The organism is Thermococcus sp. 101 C5 (assembly GCF_009372125.1).
Lineage (GTDB): Archaea > Methanobacteriota_B > Thermococci > Thermococcales > Thermococcaceae > Thermococcus_A > Thermococcus_A bergensis.
Genome location: NZ_WHIZ01000042.1, coordinates 1 through 18,010, shown reverse-complemented (window position 1 = coordinate 18,010; position 18,010 = coordinate 1). Strand labels below are relative to the sequence as shown.

16 protein-coding genes, 1 other RNA gene and 1 pseudogene are annotated in these 18,010 nt (G+C 42.2%); 5 read left to right on the top strand and 13 right to left on the bottom strand.

From position 1 onward, the window contains the following. Positions 1 to 201: 201 nt before the first annotated feature. From priL to GBV73_RS07265, 3 genes are read left to right on the top strand one after another with little or no spacing between them, the layout of a single operon-like run. Entirely contained in the window at positions 202 to 1,398 is a 1,197-nt protein-coding gene (gene priL, locus GBV73_RS07275) for a DNA primase large subunit PriL (protein ID WP_152880407.1), read from the top strand. Further along, complete coding sequence (gene priS, locus GBV73_RS07270) at positions 1,382 to 2,416, top strand: DNA primase catalytic subunit PriS (protein WP_152880404.1); 1,035 nt, start codon at positions 1,382 to 1,384, stop codon at positions 2,414 to 2,416. Before priL ends, priS begins: the two co-directional genes overlap by 17 nt. Next, on the top strand, positions 2,413 to 3,270 hold the full coding sequence (locus GBV73_RS07265; RefSeq protein ID WP_042697013.1) for a DMT family transporter: 858 nt from the start codon (positions 2,413 to 2,415) through the stop codon (positions 3,268 to 3,270). The genes priS and GBV73_RS07265 overlap by 4 nt, the downstream gene beginning before the upstream one ends. Here GBV73_RS07265 and rnpB read toward each other — a convergent pair. The 4 genes from rnpB to GBV73_RS07245 form a co-directional block, all read right to left on the bottom strand. Then, positions 3,267 to 3,590, bottom strand: an RNA gene (rnpB, locus tag GBV73_RS07260) — RNase P RNA component. The two genes, GBV73_RS07265 and rnpB, sit on opposite strands and share 4 nt — an antisense overlap. A gap of 39 nt (positions 3,591 to 3,629) precedes the next feature. Further along, positions 3,630 to 5,282 (bottom strand): hypothetical protein, encoded by a 1,653-nt coding sequence (locus tag GBV73_RS07255; RefSeq protein ID WP_253910324.1) that lies wholly within the window; start codon positions 5,280 to 5,282, stop codon positions 3,630 to 3,632. A 43-nt stretch (positions 5,283 to 5,325) separates the two neighbouring features. After that, positions 5,326 to 5,592, bottom strand: coding sequence for a hypothetical protein (locus GBV73_RS07250; protein WP_042697000.1), 267 nt, complete (start codon positions 5,590 to 5,592; stop codon positions 5,326 to 5,328). Between the two features lie 14 nt (positions 5,593 to 5,606). Further along, positions 5,607 to 6,023 carry a DUF61 family protein gene (locus tag GBV73_RS07245; RefSeq protein ID WP_152880400.1) on the bottom strand — a complete coding sequence of 139 codons (417 nt, stop codon included), beginning with the start codon at positions 6,021 to 6,023 and terminating at the stop codon, positions 5,607 to 5,609. A 222-nt stretch (positions 6,024 to 6,245) separates the two neighbouring features. Between GBV73_RS07245 and glnA the strand changes: the two genes are divergently transcribed. Beyond that, a complete protein-coding gene (gene glnA / locus GBV73_RS07240) occupies positions 6,246 to 7,568 on the top strand; it encodes a type I glutamate--ammonia ligase (RefSeq protein WP_152880398.1) in 1,323 nt (440 codons plus the stop codon). On the opposite strand, the gene GBV73_RS07235 is transcribed toward glnA, so the two are convergent. From GBV73_RS07235 to GBV73_RS07200, 8 genes are all read right to left on the bottom strand, one after another. Then, on the bottom strand, positions 7,559 to 8,410 hold the full coding sequence (locus GBV73_RS07235; protein WP_371717057.1) for a DMT family transporter: 852 nt from the start codon (positions 8,408 to 8,410) through the stop codon (positions 7,559 to 7,561). The two genes, glnA and GBV73_RS07235, sit on opposite strands and share 10 nt — an antisense overlap. 12 nt (positions 8,411 to 8,422) lie before the next feature. After that, positions 8,423 to 9,187 carry an NAD+ synthase gene (locus GBV73_RS07230; protein WP_042696992.1) on the bottom strand — a complete coding sequence of 255 codons (765 nt, stop codon included), beginning with the start codon at positions 9,185 to 9,187 and terminating at the stop codon, positions 8,423 to 8,425. Then, on the bottom strand, positions 9,184 to 9,687 hold the full coding sequence (locus GBV73_RS07225) for a hypothetical protein (protein WP_042696989.1): 504 nt from the start codon (positions 9,685 to 9,687) through the stop codon (positions 9,184 to 9,186). Before GBV73_RS07225 ends, GBV73_RS07230 begins: the two co-directional genes overlap by 4 nt. Before the next feature lie 44 nt (positions 9,688 to 9,731). After that, positions 9,732 to 10,739, bottom strand: a complete 1,008-nt coding sequence (locus tag GBV73_RS07220; protein WP_152880396.1) for an ABC transporter ATP-binding protein — start codon at positions 10,737 to 10,739, stop codon at positions 9,732 to 9,734. A gap of 10 nt (positions 10,740 to 10,749) precedes the next feature. Beyond that, the gene (locus tag GBV73_RS07215; RefSeq protein WP_152880409.1) at positions 10,750 to 11,706 is read right to left on the bottom strand and encodes an ABC transporter ATP-binding protein; all 957 of its coding nucleotides are present in this window, start codon (positions 11,704 to 11,706) and stop codon (positions 10,750 to 10,752) included. Positions 11,707 to 11,719: 13 nt separating this feature from the next. After that, positions 11,720 to 13,138, bottom strand: coding sequence for an ABC transporter permease (locus GBV73_RS07210; RefSeq protein ID WP_152880394.1), 1,419 nt, complete (start codon positions 13,136 to 13,138; stop codon positions 11,720 to 11,722). A gap of 11 nt (positions 13,139 to 13,149) precedes the next feature. Next, positions 13,150 to 14,199, bottom strand: a complete 1,050-nt coding sequence (locus GBV73_RS07205) for an ABC transporter permease (protein WP_152880392.1) — start codon at positions 14,197 to 14,199, stop codon at positions 13,150 to 13,152. 278 nt (positions 14,200 to 14,477) lie between these two features. Then, a complete protein-coding gene (locus tag GBV73_RS07200; protein ID WP_152880390.1) occupies positions 14,478 to 16,901 on the bottom strand; it encodes an ABC transporter substrate-binding protein in 2,424 nt (807 codons plus the stop codon). A gap of 510 nt (positions 16,902 to 17,411) precedes the next feature. Here GBV73_RS07200 and GBV73_RS07195 point away from each other — a divergent pair. Then, complete coding sequence (locus GBV73_RS07195; RefSeq protein ID WP_253910323.1) at positions 17,412 to 17,675, top strand: hypothetical protein; 264 nt, start codon at positions 17,412 to 17,414, stop codon at positions 17,673 to 17,675. Between the two features lie 86 nt (positions 17,676 to 17,761). On the opposite strand, the pseudogene GBV73_RS07190 reads toward GBV73_RS07195, so the two are convergent. Further along, positions 17,762 to 18,010 (bottom strand): annotated as a pseudogene (locus GBV73_RS07190) (IS6 family transposase); the annotation flags it as partial.

The following is an 18,010-nucleotide window of genomic DNA, read 5'->3' as shown; positions in this document are numbered from 1 at the left end:
GTAATGTGTTATGGTCTGAAAATCCTCCTCAGAGTCAAATACTGTTTAAATAACAGGGGGTGAAACTAAACACGCCCTGGATATTTGTGTGTCCCATGCTTATGATATTGTAAAATTTCTAAGGGATTGATAAACCTTTATAATAATCCCATAACAAAAGAGTTTTATTGTGAAAGAGATAGTATTCTAAAAGGTGAGTCAATGCTAGACCCATTTGGGAGACGAGCCCAAGAATTATTGAATGAATTTGAGAGCATCAATGAGCTACTTGAGATTATTCCCACCTATTTGGACATAGAGCTGGCTCTGGAAAGAGTTCGGTGGGCAAATACCAATAAAATCCCCGATTATTTGCTAAATTTGGATGATTGGAGAGATTTGATAAGCTTTTATGCTCTTTTAGGAGCTTTGGCATTTTCTCCCTATGGAGTGGAGATGGAGCTAGTTAAGGAGGCAAACTTGAAGATATATCTAACAAAGATAGAGTCGTCAGAAAACTTTGATGAGCTTGCTTTACCCTTGGAAAAGACATCTGAAAATGAGATTCCAAAGAGAGACAGAACAATAATTGAGAAAACCCTCCATGAAGAGTTGCCCCCTGAAGAAAAAGATAAAATAAGCCTTAAGTACAAAATGCCTCTAAAAGAATTCATTTCCTTAAATGACGACTCTCTTAAGAATTTTTATATAAAAAACGGGTATGTATACCTAAATAGAGTACAAGTGGTTGAGCTGTGGAAGAAGAGTTTCGAGAAAAACCTCGAAAAGGCAGTCAACATTCTTTATGATATCAGAGAAGAACTGCCTCACTACTACGTGGAACTTTATTCCCGGCTAAGCGAGCTTGCTCAAGAGTACTTTAAAGAGAGAGTTGAGAAATTCAGCACTACTGCTCAGCCTTTGCGTTTTGATATATTCCCCCCTTGTATTAAAATCGCAATGGGTGGAGTCCCGAGTGGATTGCGGAACTACGCTATAACTGTATTGCTGACTTCTTTCTTGAGCTATGCTAGGATATGCCCTAACCCCCCTAAAAGAGACGTTAGAGTGAAAGACTGTGTCAAAGATCTAAGGGTAATAAAAGAAGAAATTCTACCCTTGATAATTCAGGCTGGCAATAGATGCAAGCCTCCTCTTTTTCACGATCAGCCTAACGAGATCAAGAACATATGGTATCATCTAGGTTTTGGCTACACGCTGGAACCGACTTTAGAAGACAGTGGAAATTCAACATGGTATTTTCCCCCTAATTGTGAAAAAATACGTTCCAGTGCGCCCCAGCTCTGCAAGCCAGACAAAGACTGCAAGTACATCAGGAATCCACTGACATACTATTTGAGAAAGCTGTATCTGAGTAAGAAAAAGAACGAAGGTGAAGAGAATGAGCAGCCTCTTTAGGGAAGTCAGCAAGGAGGAGAGAACAAAATATTATTCAAAAGAGTGGAATCCAAAGAAAATTCCAAAGTTTATTTTGGACACCTTAGAGAATAGGGAGTTCGGATTCGACCATACTGGAGAAGGTCCCAATGACAGAAAAAATGCATTTCATGATATTAAAGATTTAGAAGACTATGTAAAAATTACAGCCCCCTATTCAATCTATTCCAGCGTAGCTTTATACAGTGATCCGAAAAATATGGATGGCTGGCTTGGAGCGGAGTTAGTTTTTGACATAGATGCAAAAGACCTCCCCCTAAAGAGGTGCAACCATGAAGCAGGAACTGTGTGTCCAGTATGTCTTGAAGATGCCAAGGAATTAGCCAGGGATACTCTCATTATTCTGAGGGAGGATTTTGGAGTTGAAAACATTCATGTTGTTTATTCTGGCAGGGGCTACCATATCAGGGTTTTAGATGATTGGGCTCTCGAACTGGACTCAAAAGCCAGGGAAAGAATTTTGAGCTATATATCCAGTGCCGAAGAAATAACTTTCGAAGATATCCAAGAAAGAAAAATACTGCTGTCATCTGGCTATTACCGGGTCTTTAGATTGAGGTTTGGTTATTTTATTAAGAGAATTTCTGAACATCACCTGAGAAACATTGGTTTAAATAAGACGCAAATAAACCCAATAATGGAGAATAGAGATAATATATACGAAAATTTTGTAAAAAAAGCCCTATTGACCGCGTTTCCTCAGGGAGTTGGATACAAGACACTTTTAAGATTGTTCAGCTTATCCACAACATTTTCAAAAGCATATTTTGACGGAAGGGTAACTGTTGACGTAAAGAGGATTCTCCGTCTGCCTTCTTCTCTCCACTCAAAGGTAGGTCTTATTGCCACATATATAGGAAACAGCGAGCGAGAACTAGAATCCTTCAACCCATTTAAAGATGCTGTCCCCAAATTTAGAGAAAAAGAGGTTAGAGAAGCATACGAGCTGTGGAAGGAAAGCACGGAGGGTAACTCATGATCAACGGACGCACTAAAATAATAATCTCTATGGCTATATGGGGGAGTGTAGGAATTTTTGCTAGGTACTCAAATTTAAGCGGCTTAAAATTAGCCTTTTATAGAGTGCTTTTAGGCAGCCTAATCTTTCTGTTCTTCTACACCCTTAACGACTATAGATGGATCAAAAAAGCGTTCTCAGGGATAAAGCCAAAATTGCACTTGGTATTTCTGCTCGGAGCTGTGCTTGGATTAAACTGGGTATTTTTCTTTTCCGCAGTTTTATACACAGACATAGCGAAGGCTACGCTTATTTACTACCTGGCCCCGGTAATAGTTGTTATACTCTCCGCGGCATTTCTCAAAGAGAAAATAACGACAAAAAGGATAGCCTTTATTTTCATGGCTCTTGTGGGAGCGTTTATAATAGGTACCCAGAGTGAAATTTCTCTTAAAAGTAAAGATTTTTTGGGGATAATTTTCGCATCTCTGGGAGCTCTGTTCTATGCTAGCGTAACTGTCTTGGGCAGATACCTAAGGGATATTGAAAGCTCATATCTCACTTTCTTCCAGCTCTTTTTTGCTGTGCTTGTTCTCTTCCCATTAGTGGTAGCTTTAGAAGGAATAAGTGCCTCCACGTATTCCCTATCTGTTGTTGGAATTATTGCAATAGTCCACACTGCGTTTGCTCTGCTGATTTATATGGACGGCCTAAAGGAAGTAGAAGCAAACGAAGCAGCTCTTTTAAGTTACATCGACCCTCTTAGTGCGGTTATATACGCAATGCTAATCTTCGGAGAGGTGCCCACAGTAAGAACAATAATAGGTGGAGCCTTAATCTTATTGGCCTCTCTCTTGGATCTAAAGATGAGGTGAGGGGGCTATAGCCCGCCTTCTGTATTAAAGGGACATTCGACTAAGCGGCCTACCACGGGGCTCACACCGGGAACTCATCGCCCCTCTCTCGGCCTTGCACCCCGCGGGACGGCCGTTTCACCGCTCCCCCTCAAATCGTCTGCGGGTTAGCTCGGGAGCTCTCGCGAGCTCCCTTCACCGCTTTCATTCTCATCTTTGAGAGGACGTGTCGTTTCTGCGCCGTTGCCCTCCCTCTCGGGAGGTGCCTTACGGCACCGCGGCCCCGGTGCGGTGGGCGGAACTTCCTCGGGTCAAAGACCCGACAGTCCCAGCCCCCTCACCTTGTTAAGATTTAAAGAAAAGAGATTATAAAGATTTGGCTATTTTTTGGGTAGTTCATTATATTCTCTAATTTCAGGCTTTTTGGGCTTTTTGAATTTGCCCAATGGAGACCTTCTTCTTGGTCTGGGCCTTTCTCTTTTTCTTGAGCTTTTAGGTTTTGAGTAGTAACCAAACAAGAGCAAGAAAAACAGCACAAGCAGCACTATTACAACAACATAGTATTTTAGTGGAGTCCCCTCAGGAGAAGCCGGGCTGGTGGAAAGGGGTGTTGATGAGGAAGAGCTCTGGGTTGAAGAGGTGATTGTAGAACTTGGAAGTTCCAGCTTTAGGGTTCCCTGGACTTTCTGTTCTTTCCCATTACTCTCTAGAGAAATTTCATAACCTATTTCTCCTAGTGGCAGCTCTGTGATGAACTCCACCTCATTGTTCCCTGGAGATAGGGTAATATCTTTAGAGCTTTTTAGTATCGTACCGTTAATGCCAAAGAAGCTGTAGGATAATGTTCCCTTTATCTCGCGAGGGTTCCTATTGCTAATTTTTACCAAAAACTTTACTTGCCCTTTATTTGGAGCTAGTGAGAGCTTCTGATAAGAAACATTTTCAATCCTTGGATATGCCAAGACCTCGTAACTGGATGAGCCCTGATCGAGTTCTATGTGTCCAAAAGATATTTTACCTATTATTTTCCTGCTGCCCGGCGGTAAAGGCGGTATTTGTATTTTCGCAATATTGCTCCCTTTAGTAAGGATAATCTCCTCGGTTTGGTTGTATATGCGCTCGTTGTTGGCCCCATATACTTCAAGGGTAAGATTCACCGGGATAATCCTCTCAGACAATATTGTAAAATAAGCAGTGTTAGATTCGTCTTCCATTATCTGAGTTCTCTCTAGAGATATATCAACTAAATCAACTCCAAAGTACACATAAAAATTCTTTGAGAACAAATACGTCCCCTTTGGATATGTAAGGACATATACTAACTTGTATTCTCCAGAAGGGAGTTCATATGGGATTGAAATGCCCACTTGAACTAAGTTCTCCCCCGGTGTGAGAGTTACTGCTATATCTTTCTTAAGATAGTGTTTTCCGTTTTGCTCTAGATACAAACTTCCGCTCACATATACTGGGGAATTTTTGAGATTATAAATCGTTGAGTGTACTTCTAATGTCTCTCCGTTGAATACGTGAAAAGTTGAAATTCCCCGTTCTTTTATTTGCACAGTGGTTTCTTTAACTACCAGCGGAATATCTGTAATCTCAAGTGAAATGGGGACCGTAATAATGTCTGTTTCTCCCGATCCCAAAAACCCCCAAAAGACTATGAACAGAGTATACCTACCCACCTCTACGCTTTCATTAACATAGATTTTGTATCGTAAAGTTCTTGTTTCATTAGGTTTCCAATATGTATATATAACTCCAGGAGATATAAGTTCCCCCGTGGGTTTATAGAGCTCCAGGCTGATACCAGAAACCTCCCTATTGTTTTCATCAACTACGTAATATCTCCGGTAGCTTACCACTTGAAATTCCTTGTCTCCGTTGTTCATAATGGTGAGAATGCCTTCTTTATAGTCCCCTGACACTATAGTGACTCTATCTTCCCTTGTCGAGAGAAACAGATACTGAGAAGACACCAAGGAAGATAGCATCAATAATATTAGGGTAATAGTTGAGATAATCCTCTTCATAACCATTCCCCCAAATAATTTGTAGTCAGACAAATATAAAGTTTCACATTATAACCAATAAAACGCCCAAAAGTGTGAATACTATAAAAAACAACAAACTTATTCTGTATAACGCTAATTTTGAAAACTGGTTTCTAACTAATGCTGCTATTATAATGAGTAAAACACCGTAAAACGTAGCAAATATCCCAAGTGCTTTCTTCACGTCAACGTGTAAAATGAGAAGAATACCCAATACCGCTCCCGCAAAGACTGTTATATGGGGGATTGTGAACATGTAATAATGGAGCAGAATTTTGTTTTCATCCATATTACTCACCAAACCTACTCCAACATGTCTATTATAAAGGCATAGGTCGTTGTTGTAGGCAATTTTTTCCGAATTTCCGGAATGAGATAACGGGGGAGTATCACTTCACTTTTTTCTTCTAACATATCGTAGGTTCCGAGTATCTTTTCAATAACCTTGACCGCAGCTTTTCCCCTGACCCTGAAGTAGCCATACCATGTTGGAGTAATTTCGAGTATTATAGGCAGAGAAAGAGACCCATATTCATCACTATCGAGTAAAGTGCTGATGTACTTCAACTCGTCTTTCTTGAAAAAATGGAACTGGCCGTCCCTAAGCTGTACTTTAGGCTCGTCCTCCTCAAGGAGAACCTTAAGGCTCTTTCTACTTTTTGGTAAGTGGAAATTTAGACGAGAGAGTTCTTTCTGGAGTAGTTCGTCTTCCGTAGGCATGTATTATTTCTTTGTGGAAGAGAATAAAAACTTTCCTTTCGAGCATCATAGACAAGAGGGAATCAAATTTTCATCCAACGAAACAGTTTTTAGACACGTGTGTGATATAATCCAACCTAATTGCCATTTTGCCAATAGTTCAGTAGAAAGGCTTATATTATGAATATTGTATTAAACTGCATGTTTAATAATGAAAATATTATCAAAATAGGTGGGATAAAAATGAACGAAATTAAATCCTTCATCAGATATGATTCAAACAAGCCCAAGTTTCTACAACTAATTTTTGTTGACATAAATGGTACCCCAAAAGGAATGGAGGTTCCGATTGAACGGTATGAAGAGGCCGTTACTGAGGGAATATCCTTTGATGGGGCTTCAATTCCAGGATTTCAGGGACTAGAGGACAGTGACCTCCTTTTCAAAGCAGATCCTACCACTTACGTTGAAGTCCCGTGGGAAGGAATTGCAAAGGTATTCGGATATATCTACAAAGATGGAAAGCCCTACTATGCTGATCCAAGAAGGATACTTGGTTCAGTCGTAGAAGAACTGGAAAAGATGGGGATAACAGCCTATATAGGAGTTGAGCCGGAGTTTTATCTCTTTGAGAAGAACGGGTCGTGGGAGCTCAAGCTTCCTGATGGTGGAGGCTATTTTGATCTTATTAATCTGGACAAAGCTAGGGAAATTAAGAGGACTATAGCTTACTACATGCCAACATTTAAGTTAATTCCGGAGGTTCTACACCATGAAGTCGGTCCGGGACAGCATGAAATAAATTTCCGCTTTGCAGATGCCTTAACAACTGCCGATAACATAGTCAGGTTCAAGTACTTAGTTAAAGCAGTTGCAGAAAGTTACGGCCTTTATGCCACATTTATGCCAAAACCTCTTTTCGGAAAGCCCGGCAATGGAATGCATATGCACATAAGCCTCTGGCAAGATGGAAGGAATATCTTTAAGGGGGAGGAAGGACTAAGTGATGAGGCCCTCCACTTCATTGGGGGTATTTTAAAGCATGCAAGAGCTTTAGCAGCAATAACCAATCCCACTGTTAACTCATACAAACGTTTAGTGCCAGGATACGAGGCTCCAGTATATATCTCGTGGGGATACAAAAACCGGAGCACGTTGATAAGGGTTCCCGCATATGCAGGAAATGGCGCAAGAATAGAGTACCGCTGTCCTGATCCAAGTGCAAATCCATATCTTGCATTTGCAGCTGTCTTAATGGCAGGTATTGATGGGATAAAACACAAAACCGAGCCGTTTGCTTACGTTGAAGAGAACGTATATGAGCTGGGAGAAAAAGAGAGGGACGCTTTGGGGATAGAGGTTTTACCAAAGACTTTAGAAGAAGCCCTCGAAGAGCTGAAGAGAGACAGAGTAGTTAAGGATACTCTTGGAGAAGCTTATCGCAACTTCATTGAACACAAAACAGAAGAATGGGAAGAGTATCAGAGATACCTAGAGAAAAACAAAATTGAAAGAAAAACAATAAAGGTTACAGAATGGGAGCTTGAGCGCTACTTCTATATCTGATTTTTCTCGTTTTTCTCCTCTATGTGTAAGATGAGAGATCCCAAAATTATTAGTGTAGCTCCAATTATTTGTTTGGTCGTTAGGACTTCATGGAACAGGAAATATGCGAGAAGTAAGGCAACTACAGGTTCCACTGTAGCAATTATCGATGCTCTGCTGACTTCTATTTCTTTAAGTGCGGTGTTGTATAAAATATATGCTAAGAATGTTGGGAAGAACGCCAGTCCAAAAAGGTAGGGTAAAGAAGACAGAGGGATTTTAAAATTTGAAAACGGCGCTAGGAAAAGAGCTCCAAAGCCTATTGTGTAAAGAAGAGCCTCTTCAGGTTTTTCATTTCTTACAGCAAGTTTTGCTAGGATTCCATAGAGGGCATATGTAAGTCCCGATAAAAGTCCCAGTACTACGGCCACCCTGCTCACATTTTCCCCATTGGGATTAACAACTAGAAGGACCCCCATTATTGCCATTAGAAGTGCTGCGAGCTTTAGGGGAGTGATTCTTTCACCAAAGATGAAATATCCAAGTATCGTGGAATAAATTGGGGCAGAATACAGCAGAAGAACCGCCAAGGATACAGATGAGATTTTAACGGTGTAAAAGTACAGTATGTAAAACAGAAACACCGCAAAAAACCCATAAAACGCATAGAAAGGTAGCCTATGCTTTTTAACCTGAAGGCCTTGGGAGAGATTATACACAAAAAGAAGTCCAAACGCTATGATTGCCCTGTAGAATGTTATCGTAAAAGGATCCAATCCAAAGCCATAGAGCAGTTTAGCAAAAATACCAAGGGTTCCCCACATACTCGCGGCTAAAAAGACGAGTAGGTATCCCTTTTTCACTGCATATCACCGCTAAATTTCTGGTCCTATTGGAAGTCTCCTTTTGTGCTCACTTCTTTTGACAAGATTCTCAACATGTTTAACTTTCTCTATTGGCACGTTTAGTTCTTCAGCAATTTTGTTCTTTTCCATTTTTAAATCCACTAGCCTATAGAGGATTTCGTCGAGGAGCTGGTAGCTGATTCCAAGGTCATCTTCGTCGCTTTGTCCTTCCCATAAGCCGGCACTTGGTTTTTTATTTATTATCCTCTCAGGGACTCCCACCCTCTTGGCAATTTCCCAAACTTCCGTTTTGTAAAGGTTGATTAAGGGCGCATAGTCACTAGCTGCGTCTCCCCATTTTGTGAAATACCCCGTCAAGAATTCGCTTTTATTGGAGGTTCCCAAAACAAGATAATTTTTTGAGTTCGCATAAGCATACAAAATTACCATCCTGGTTCTTGACATCAGATTCCCTTTGGAAACTCTGTCAAGCTCAAATCCAATGCTCTTTTCAAACTGATCCACTATTTCTTTTATGTTGATGAGCTTGTGCTCGATTCCAAGTTCTTTACATACCAACAAAGCATCATCAACGTCCTGATTTATGTAGTAGGGCAGAATAAGGCCAAGCACCCTTTCTTTTCCAAGTGCCTTTGTGGCAAGATAAGCCACGGTTGCGCTGTCTACACCGCCGCTGATTCCTAAAACCACTCCCTTGACTTTGGATTCCTCAACTTTTTCCTGGATAAAAGAAATCAACATGTTTATGACTTTTTCGTAGTCTAAGAACCTCATTTTTCCTTCCTCCGTTTTTGTTGTAGTTTGTTTTCTTTTAAAGATTCTAGAAAACTGAAATACCCCCTAATTGCTAAGACACTTCCCACTATCATTATGAAAAGGGCGGGAAAGCTTAGATAGGCATAGGGGTAATCGACCCATTTTACAGTATAAGAGTACGTGACCTCCCCACTTTCGACAAAGATCAACACTCTTGAAGTAGAGTCAAGAGTGAGCAGTTTGCTATTCCCTGTCAAAGTATAACTTGCCCCGTTACCATCTGCAATTATCCTGACCAATGCATTATCAGAAGACATCTCAAGAGTTCTATTAACAACATCGATAAAGTCTTCCATTTCTCCCCCCAGAGTGTAGTTACCGGGTTTCCACGTCCCAGTCCAAGTTTCTTCTCTGAGAACATTATACGATGCCCCCAAAGACATTACAAGCGCTATAAAAAGCAATATGAATCCCACTTTGATTGGAGGATAAGTAAGACCATCTCGAAGTTTAGTCATTAAGATCACCCTCAAACTAAGAAAGAAAAGTGGAAATATAAAGATTAATACTTTCCAGCTAAGTGACACTCAACCCAGTGGTTGTGCTCGTATTCTATCAGTTGTGGATGTTTGGTATCACAGAGTCCTTTCTCCATGTAAAGACATCTTGGGTGGAATCTGCAGCCCGGAGGAATGTTTGCAGCGTTTGGAACTTCACCCTTAATTGGAATCTCTTTGATTATGTTTCTTCTCTCTGGAATTGGCTCTGGTACCGCTGCAAGTAGGGCTCTTGTGTAGGGGTGTATTGGGTTGTCAATTACTACTTTTGCAGGCCCCATTTCGACGATTCTTCCCAAGTACATAACGGCGATATGGTCAGCGAAGTATCTGGCTGTTGAGAGGTCGTGGGTGATGTAGAGGTATGTAGCACCCATCTTTTCTTTGAGCTCTTTCATTAATTCAAGAACCTCTGCTCTAATTGAAACATCAAGCATTGAAACCGGCTCATCAGCCACTATAAACGTTGGATTAAGGATTAAAGCTCTTGCGATAGCTACTCTCTGTCTCTGACCTCCCGAGAGCATGTGTGGGTGTCTTCCCACATAGTCTTCGGGTGGAACGATTTTGACCATTTCAAGCGCCTTGTAGATGAGCTCTTCTCTCTCTGCTCTTGTTTCACCGATTCCGTGAATAAGGAGTGGTTCTTCCAATACATCGTATATTCTGAACCTCGGGTTCATTGAAGAAAATGGATCCTGGAAGACCATCTGGACTTTTCTTCTGTACGCTTTAATCTCTTCTTGAGTTTTAAGTTCTGTTACATCCTGTCCCTCAAGATAAATCTTTCCATCTGTGGGTTCTAACAGCTTCATTACTAGTTTTCCAGTGGTCGTTTTTCCACATCCGCTCTCTCCTACTAATGCAAAGACTTCCTGTTTGTAAACTTCAAAGCTAACGCCATCTACTGCCCTAACGAACTTGGGAGGCTCGCCTTTGAGTCCTGCTAGGAATCCTCTCCTAACAGGGAAGTATTTCTTGAGGTTCTCAACTTTTAACACAGGTTCCGCCATTTTTCATCCCTCACAACAACCAGCATGCAGCATAGTGATCTTTATCAACTTTCTTCATTTCTGGGATTTGCTCTTTACATTGTTGCGTTGCGTATGGACATCTTGGGTGGAAGCGACATCCATCTGGTGGGTGTATGAGGTTGGGTGGTTGTCCGGGTATAAATTCGAGCTTTTCAACATCCTCATGCAATCTTGGGATTGCTGCTAGGAGTTTTTGGGTATACGGATGAGCTGGTTCATAGTATATCTTTTCGCTGTCTCCAATTTCCACTATTTTTCCTGCATACATTATTGCCACTCTATCGCTTATCTCCGCAAGAATGCTCAGATCGTGGGTAATGAATATCATTGATAGGCCGAGTTCTTTTTTCAGCTTCTTCATAAGGTTTATGATCTGAGCTTGAACCACTACGTCCAAAGCTGTTGTGGGCTCGTCTGCAATTACTACCTCCGGCTCAAGGAGCAATGCAGAAGCTATGACAACTCTCTGCTTCATTCCACCACTGAGCTCGTGTGGATACCTATAAACTATTTCCGGAGCAAGTCCAACTAGCTCTAAGTATTTCATAGCTCTATCTAAGGCTTCTTCCTTTGACATGCCTTTGTGATATATTAGTGGTTCTATCATCTGGTATCCGATGGTATAAACTGGGTTTAGAGCGTTCATAGCACCTTGGAATATCATTGAGATTTTCTGCCACCTAATTTCTTTCCTGAGGACATCTTCGGGTAATCCAACTATCTCTCTGCCGTCAATCTTGATGCTTCCTCCAACGATTTTTCCTGGTGGAGTGGGCATTCCCATTAAAGTGAAACCAAGCGATGATTTTCCACATCCACTCTCACCTGCAAGTCCTAGAACCTCTCCTTTCTTGAGGTCAAAGCTTATGTCATCGACTGCTCTCACCATACCCCTGTTAGTGAAGTAATACATCTTAAGGTTGCGAACTTCAAGGACATTTGTCATTTTTACCACCACCTCATAGCCTCTTCAGTCTTGGGTTAAGCACTCTGTCAAGGGCAGTACCGATAAGTACGAAAGTCAATCCAACTAGAGCTATTGCAAGTCCAGGTGGAATAACCCACCACCAGTACCCATTCACCGCAGTACCTGCAACTTGTGCGTCGTGGAGTATTTGTCCCCATGTAACTGCAGTTGGATCACCCAGACCAAGGTAGCTAAGAGATGCCTCCGAAAGGACTGCACTTGGGACACTGAGTGCCATCTGGGCGAATGCATATGGAAGAAGTTGCGGCACCATGTGCTTGAAGATTATTCTTCCAGTTCCAGCACCAAGTGCCTTCGCGGCCTCAACGTACGTCTGCTCTTTAATCTGGAGTGCCATACTTCTAGCAACTCTCGCTATTCCTACCCATCCAAAGAGTACAAGCAGTACTACTATCTGCCAAAGCTTTATGTGGCCTCCAAAGTAAGCACCCATAAGTATAAGTATCGGAAGGCTTGGAATTGACGCCATGAATTCTTGGAACCTCATCATAAGTTCGTCACTCCATCCTCCAAGGTATGCACTTGTAACACCATAAAATATTCCCACTATGACACTAAACACTGCCACTGATATACCGATCACAAGAGACACTCTCGAACCCCAGATAATACCCGCAAGTAAATCTCTGCCCTTAAAATCTGTTCCAAGCTTACCGTAGGTTCTTCCTGTGAAAATAATTTTGGCATTCTCAAAGGACACACTGCTTCCTTCCGGAACATTTACGAGGATTGTGAATGTGTATGTGCCGGTAAGTGGCGTAGGTGCCTCAAGGATATTCTCATTGAGTTCTCCGAAGATAACTTTAGTCGCGTCCATGAGAGTTTTATACTGGAATTCTTGAATGGGATCAACATAAATGCCCTCTGACTTAATCCACTTGATCAAGTTGTCTCTAACTTGAGGATGAGACCCTAGCTGGAGGACAAGACTACCGGAAAACTTGTAGTTTTCCAGCAGTGTTATCTTACGGCCATCTGGCCTCTCCACCATAACACTAATGGAAAGCTTACCTCCAGAGGCATCCCCGGCAAGATCCTTTATTACAATATCCTGTGGGGGAATATCATACTCGTTGTTGTAGGATACCTTTATGAGATACCCTGAATCTGTCTTGGTGATTAAGTTTTGGAGTTCATCGCCCGTTATTGCTAAGTGGGTAGCCATTTTTTGACTTGATAAGGCATTAATCCAAGTAGGAGGCACATTTTTGGGATTGTCTAACCAAAAACCCTGCCACTTCTCAGGAATGTCGGGGGAGGTTAATATCGGGGCTGCAGCGGCAGTAAATACAAACAGGAAGAGCAACACTATACCAAGTAGACCAGATTTTTGTCTTCTGAAATCATACCAGAACTCCGAAAGTGAGTCTTTAACATCAACCCATCTCATTACTTCTCACCTCACACGTTTTGTGAAGCACCGACTTTGACTCTTGGATCAAGGAATCCATAAGTCAAATCTGCAAGAATTACTCCGCTAAGGTAAAGTAGCACGTTTACGAAAGTTAGACCCATAATAAGATTTGTCTCGTTGGTCTCGATAGCAATCCAATAAACCCTACCCATTCCTGGCCAGGTAAAGACGCTCTCTGTAATTATAGCACCTCCAAGAGAACCAAGTAGACTGAAGATAATCATGGTTACAACTGGTGGTGCAGCGGCTCTAAGAGCGTGACCATATATTACCTTTCTTTCAGGCACACCCTTTGCCCTTGCAGCCATTATAAAGTCTTCCTGCATTGTACCTATCATAATGTTTCTAATAACCCATGCCCAAGCTCCAAAGGAAACTATAACAATTGTAGCTACGGGAAGGGTCATACGCTTGAGAAGATCAACTATATGAGCCCAACCCGTAAGGTTAGGGTCTGGAATTGCCCTAGATGGGAACCAGCCTAACTTAAATGAGAATATGAGTAGCATTATCATTCCAAACCACCACATTGGAATACTGCTCATAATTAATGCTAAGACTGAAAGTGCCCTGTCAAAGAAGCTGCCAACCATCTGGGCTGCTTTCACGCCAAGGAGTATTCCAAGGGTTATAATGATTATCTGTGCTGTAGTAAAAAGCTGGATTGTACGGGGAATAGCTACCTTGAGAATTGCCATAACGTCCTTTTCAGATCCAAAAACTGGGTTTTTAGTTTTTCCAAAGTTAAGGGTTATAGTGTTTTTGAAGTAGTACTGAACTCTCCACCAGTATGGTTTATCGAGGTGATACTGACTTCTGTAGTGCGCAATTCTTTCCGCTCTCCAGGCATCTGGATCATCAGGAATTCTCCCCCGTTGTTGGAGGCTTTGGAATTCAGCATTCACTTGTTGAACTATTGTGTTCTCCAAGTCTTTTTCAGCGACCTTAACGAAAAGGGCCGACATCACAAGTGTAACTATGGCTAAAACTACAAGAGCGTTTAGTATCCTAATGACCAAATATCTACCAAACCCCATCCAGTTCCCTCCTATACTTTTGTTGTACTATGGGACTCATTTTTGATCATCATCTTTTTCTGTTCTGTAAAACTTTCTTTAAATACTTTTTGGATCAACAACTATCATCATTATCATATCCAAATAACATCAATGGATACATCTGACCATTTCACTAAGAATTTGCCTAAACAAAGCAAACGTGAGTACACAACTTGTTTTATCGCGAGACTATCAGAAGAGTACCACATAGACAACGTTACAAAAAGATAAAATTTTAAAGAAAAAAGAGGAAAACCTCACTTCTTCTTTCTGAGAAGGAGCGGGATAACTGCAAGGGCTACGATTGCCGCTGGACCACAAATTCCTCCAGTTTCTTCTGTTGGGCTTGATGAGGAAGTCTGGGTTTGTGAAGTTGTTGGGCTTGATGTTGTGGTGGTTGTTGTAGTTGTTGTAGTTGTTGGCGGGCTTGCTAGCTTAGCACTTCTGAGAGACCACGAGGCCGCAAGACCTGCGACTGGGTCAACGACCTCAATTTTGACCCTCTTGTTCACAGCGTAGAACTCCCAGTTCTCGTAGAGGAAGACTCTATAGCTTTCGTAAATACCGATGGCAGTGCCAAGTCTGTTGAAGTCCCAGTACTTGTCCTCGCTGTCCATCTTTACGCCCTTGTTCTCACCCGCGTATATAACAACAGCAAAGTCGTCGGCAGTCCAGTCAAGGAGCGGCTGAATCTTGTCAACTGTGTTGTAGTAGTCAAGACCGAGTTTGCTGAGACCAGCGGCAATGTCACCGTCACCAAGGTACTTAAGAACTTCTTCAAGTGTTGCCCTTTGCGTGTTCTCTGGAGTCCACTTCCAGCCTACAAGGCCCGGAGCATACCAGATGCTTGAATAGTACTGGATTATTCTGCTTATTGAGAACTTCACATTGGTTGAGGAGACCCAACCCTCAGTGTAGAAGTTCCACTGGTAGGAGCTTGGGTCGCTGACGTAGACCATTCCTGAGGCAGTTCTTCTATCTACAATATTTGCCTCTGCTTCAATACCAGCCTTTGGCAAGATCTCGTTCGCGACATAAAGGGCAATATCTTTTCTTTCATCCTCAGTACGGCCGAGACCAACGATCTTTACAGGCTCTCCCTCGAAGTACCACTTACCGTCAACTTTTTCGAGTTTGTATCCCATCTCAGCAAGCTCCTGTGCAGCCTCTTGCATTCCCTCCTCAATTAATTTAAGTGCAAATGCTTCGTCGGGCTGTTCAGAGAGGTCGTAAGCTTCAACGACTGGTTTGACGTACTCGTAACCAGTCTCGCTGGATACCCATGGGGTGTACATTGCACCGGCACTACCCTGGAAGATGTTCTGGGCAACGTGTGCTCTGCTTATAAGGTACTGGAGGGCAAACCTAACCTTCCTAACTGCAAATGGATTGAAGTACTTCTTGTCACCAACAGTAATCACGTATGGGTTATCTGGGTCGTGGACTGGGTTGAAAACAAGGTCACCGAATGCAGAGGTACTCTTATAGAGATCAATACTCTTCCTCTGGTCTTCACTAAGGCCGGCAAACCTGTAGGCGGGGAACGGATACCACAGGATATCATAAGTGCCCTTGGCGACTTCCAAGATTGCAGTATCAGCGTTCTGGAGACCATAAATCTCAATGGTTTCGAAATATGGCTCAACCCTGTACTGGTCTTCCGCAAATGCTGGGACAGTCCACTTGTCGAACTTCTCAAGCTTCAGATAAAGGTTCTCCGGCTGGTATTCAGCTATATAGTATGGACCCTGGCCAATGACGGCATGACCATATTCGTCAATAAAGCTGGCTATTGCATCATAAACACTCTTGGCGGCATTTTCATCCTCAATATACTCCTTGAGGAACTCTGGAATTGGCTTGGTGTTCTTGAGCTCGAGAAGCTTCTCTTTTATGGCTTGAGCGTGGTTGGGGTTGATCTGGTCAAGCTGTTCTACAGTTTCAGTTGATTCACTCCAGGAGTACTTCTCGTTGTGAGCGACGAGCTCGCTCATCGCATACCAGAGCTGCCAGGGAGTTCCAGTGAACGGAACAACGTAGGCTGCAGTCATTATTTCGCTGGCGGGGAAGAAGTAGTTGTGGTATACCTCAAAGACCATTCTATCATCAGTCTGTTCAACGAACTTAATACCCATTATGGTGTTCATGAAATCGGCAGCCCAGTCGGCTTCACTTGGGTCGTAGTATGGATCGTCATCACCATCCTGGTTAATCCACTCCCACTCCCAGGCGAGGCTGTACATGACGTCTGCTGCGCTAACCTTGTGGCCAGTGTGGAAGTACGGCCTGTCACACTCAATCTTAGCGTATGTGACCGCAGTTTCACCGGCATGAGCAGCTTCCCAAGTGTCCGTTGTTGAGTTGAATATAACTGCATCGTCCGGTACGGTCACGTCCTTCTTGTATTCAACTACCCTACAGTGATATGGCACAGGGACTCCTTCAACACCGTAGGGGAAGCCACTGTCAAAGACGAGGTCTGCAATTCTCCTTGAATAAGTGTCACTGTAACCGTTGGAGCTTGGGTTCCAGACACCCATGAAGAGGGCACCAGCTGAAGAGTATATAACAGTCTTCAGGACTTTGTCGTCCTCTGCTGCAGCAACTGGCCTAGCTACTGGGCTTGCTATCAAACTTAACAACAACAAAATTGCAAAAAACATTTTCAATGTTTTCTTCATTCACTTCGGCCTCCTTACATTTTTCCTTCAATACTGCATGCCTTAGTGTATAATGGCATAAGAATATACATCAAAAGACCTATTTAAGAGTTACGCTTCTGTAAAACTAGGCGTAGTTATACCGGGCCAAAACAAGACCTAAAGGAAAACTAAGTACTTAATGCACGTTAAAATTGCTTTGTGACGCATATAACCTCATGAAACTTGAAAACAGAGTCACATTCCAATATAACTGGCATGACAGCTTTTAAAATAGCGCAGAAATCGGGGAAAAGCGTTTGAACACTTTTTAAATATTTTAACTACCCGGCTTTTCAGGATTTAACTTGATTATCCAAAGGCTTGCCAATTCTCGACATAAAGCTTGAACATTTGACAAAAAATAAACCGAAAATCCAATTTTACCTGTAGGCAAGGTTAAGACGGTGATACTCATGAGGGGGGAGTGGGAAACCAATCGATAAAGAAAAAGAAATGGGCTATTCTGAAATCGAAATTTTAGGTGAAATTTTGAGGGAAGGACTATACTGGGCTTATATGGGTCGATCCTTCGAAGTGCTACCGTTTTTGAGGGGCAAGCTTTTGAGCAAAATAAAGAACTCCAATGGGGACTATAAAGACAAAGAGATAGAAATGGGGAGATTGCTAAAAGAACTTGAACTACTTTACAAGCAGATCAGCATGTCAGAAAAAGTGGACGAAAAGCAAATAAGAGAAGTGCTGTCTTATAAGGAAAAATTTGTGCAGTTTTTAGTTTTTGAGGAAGATTTATAAGTTCTCCCACTTTTATTTTTGTTAGGGATGATGAGGGAGATTTCGACAGAAAGATGAAGAGACTCGCATGGTCTGACCCGATACTGTTAGGATAACTGGGGCATCACCTCCTGAAGCCATTCAGTAACATCACCAGGCGGATCACCAAAACTAGAATGAATTCTGACAAAATTATACCAGAAGGCAAACAGAAAAACAAACCTATGAACCCTCCTCCAGTCTTTACCCCTGAAATTATTCCAGAAACGCTTCGTCCTCTCCTTCAACGTCCTAAACCAGCGCTCAACACTGTTCCTCGGCCCGAAAGTCACATGCAGATAACCCAACCTCAAACT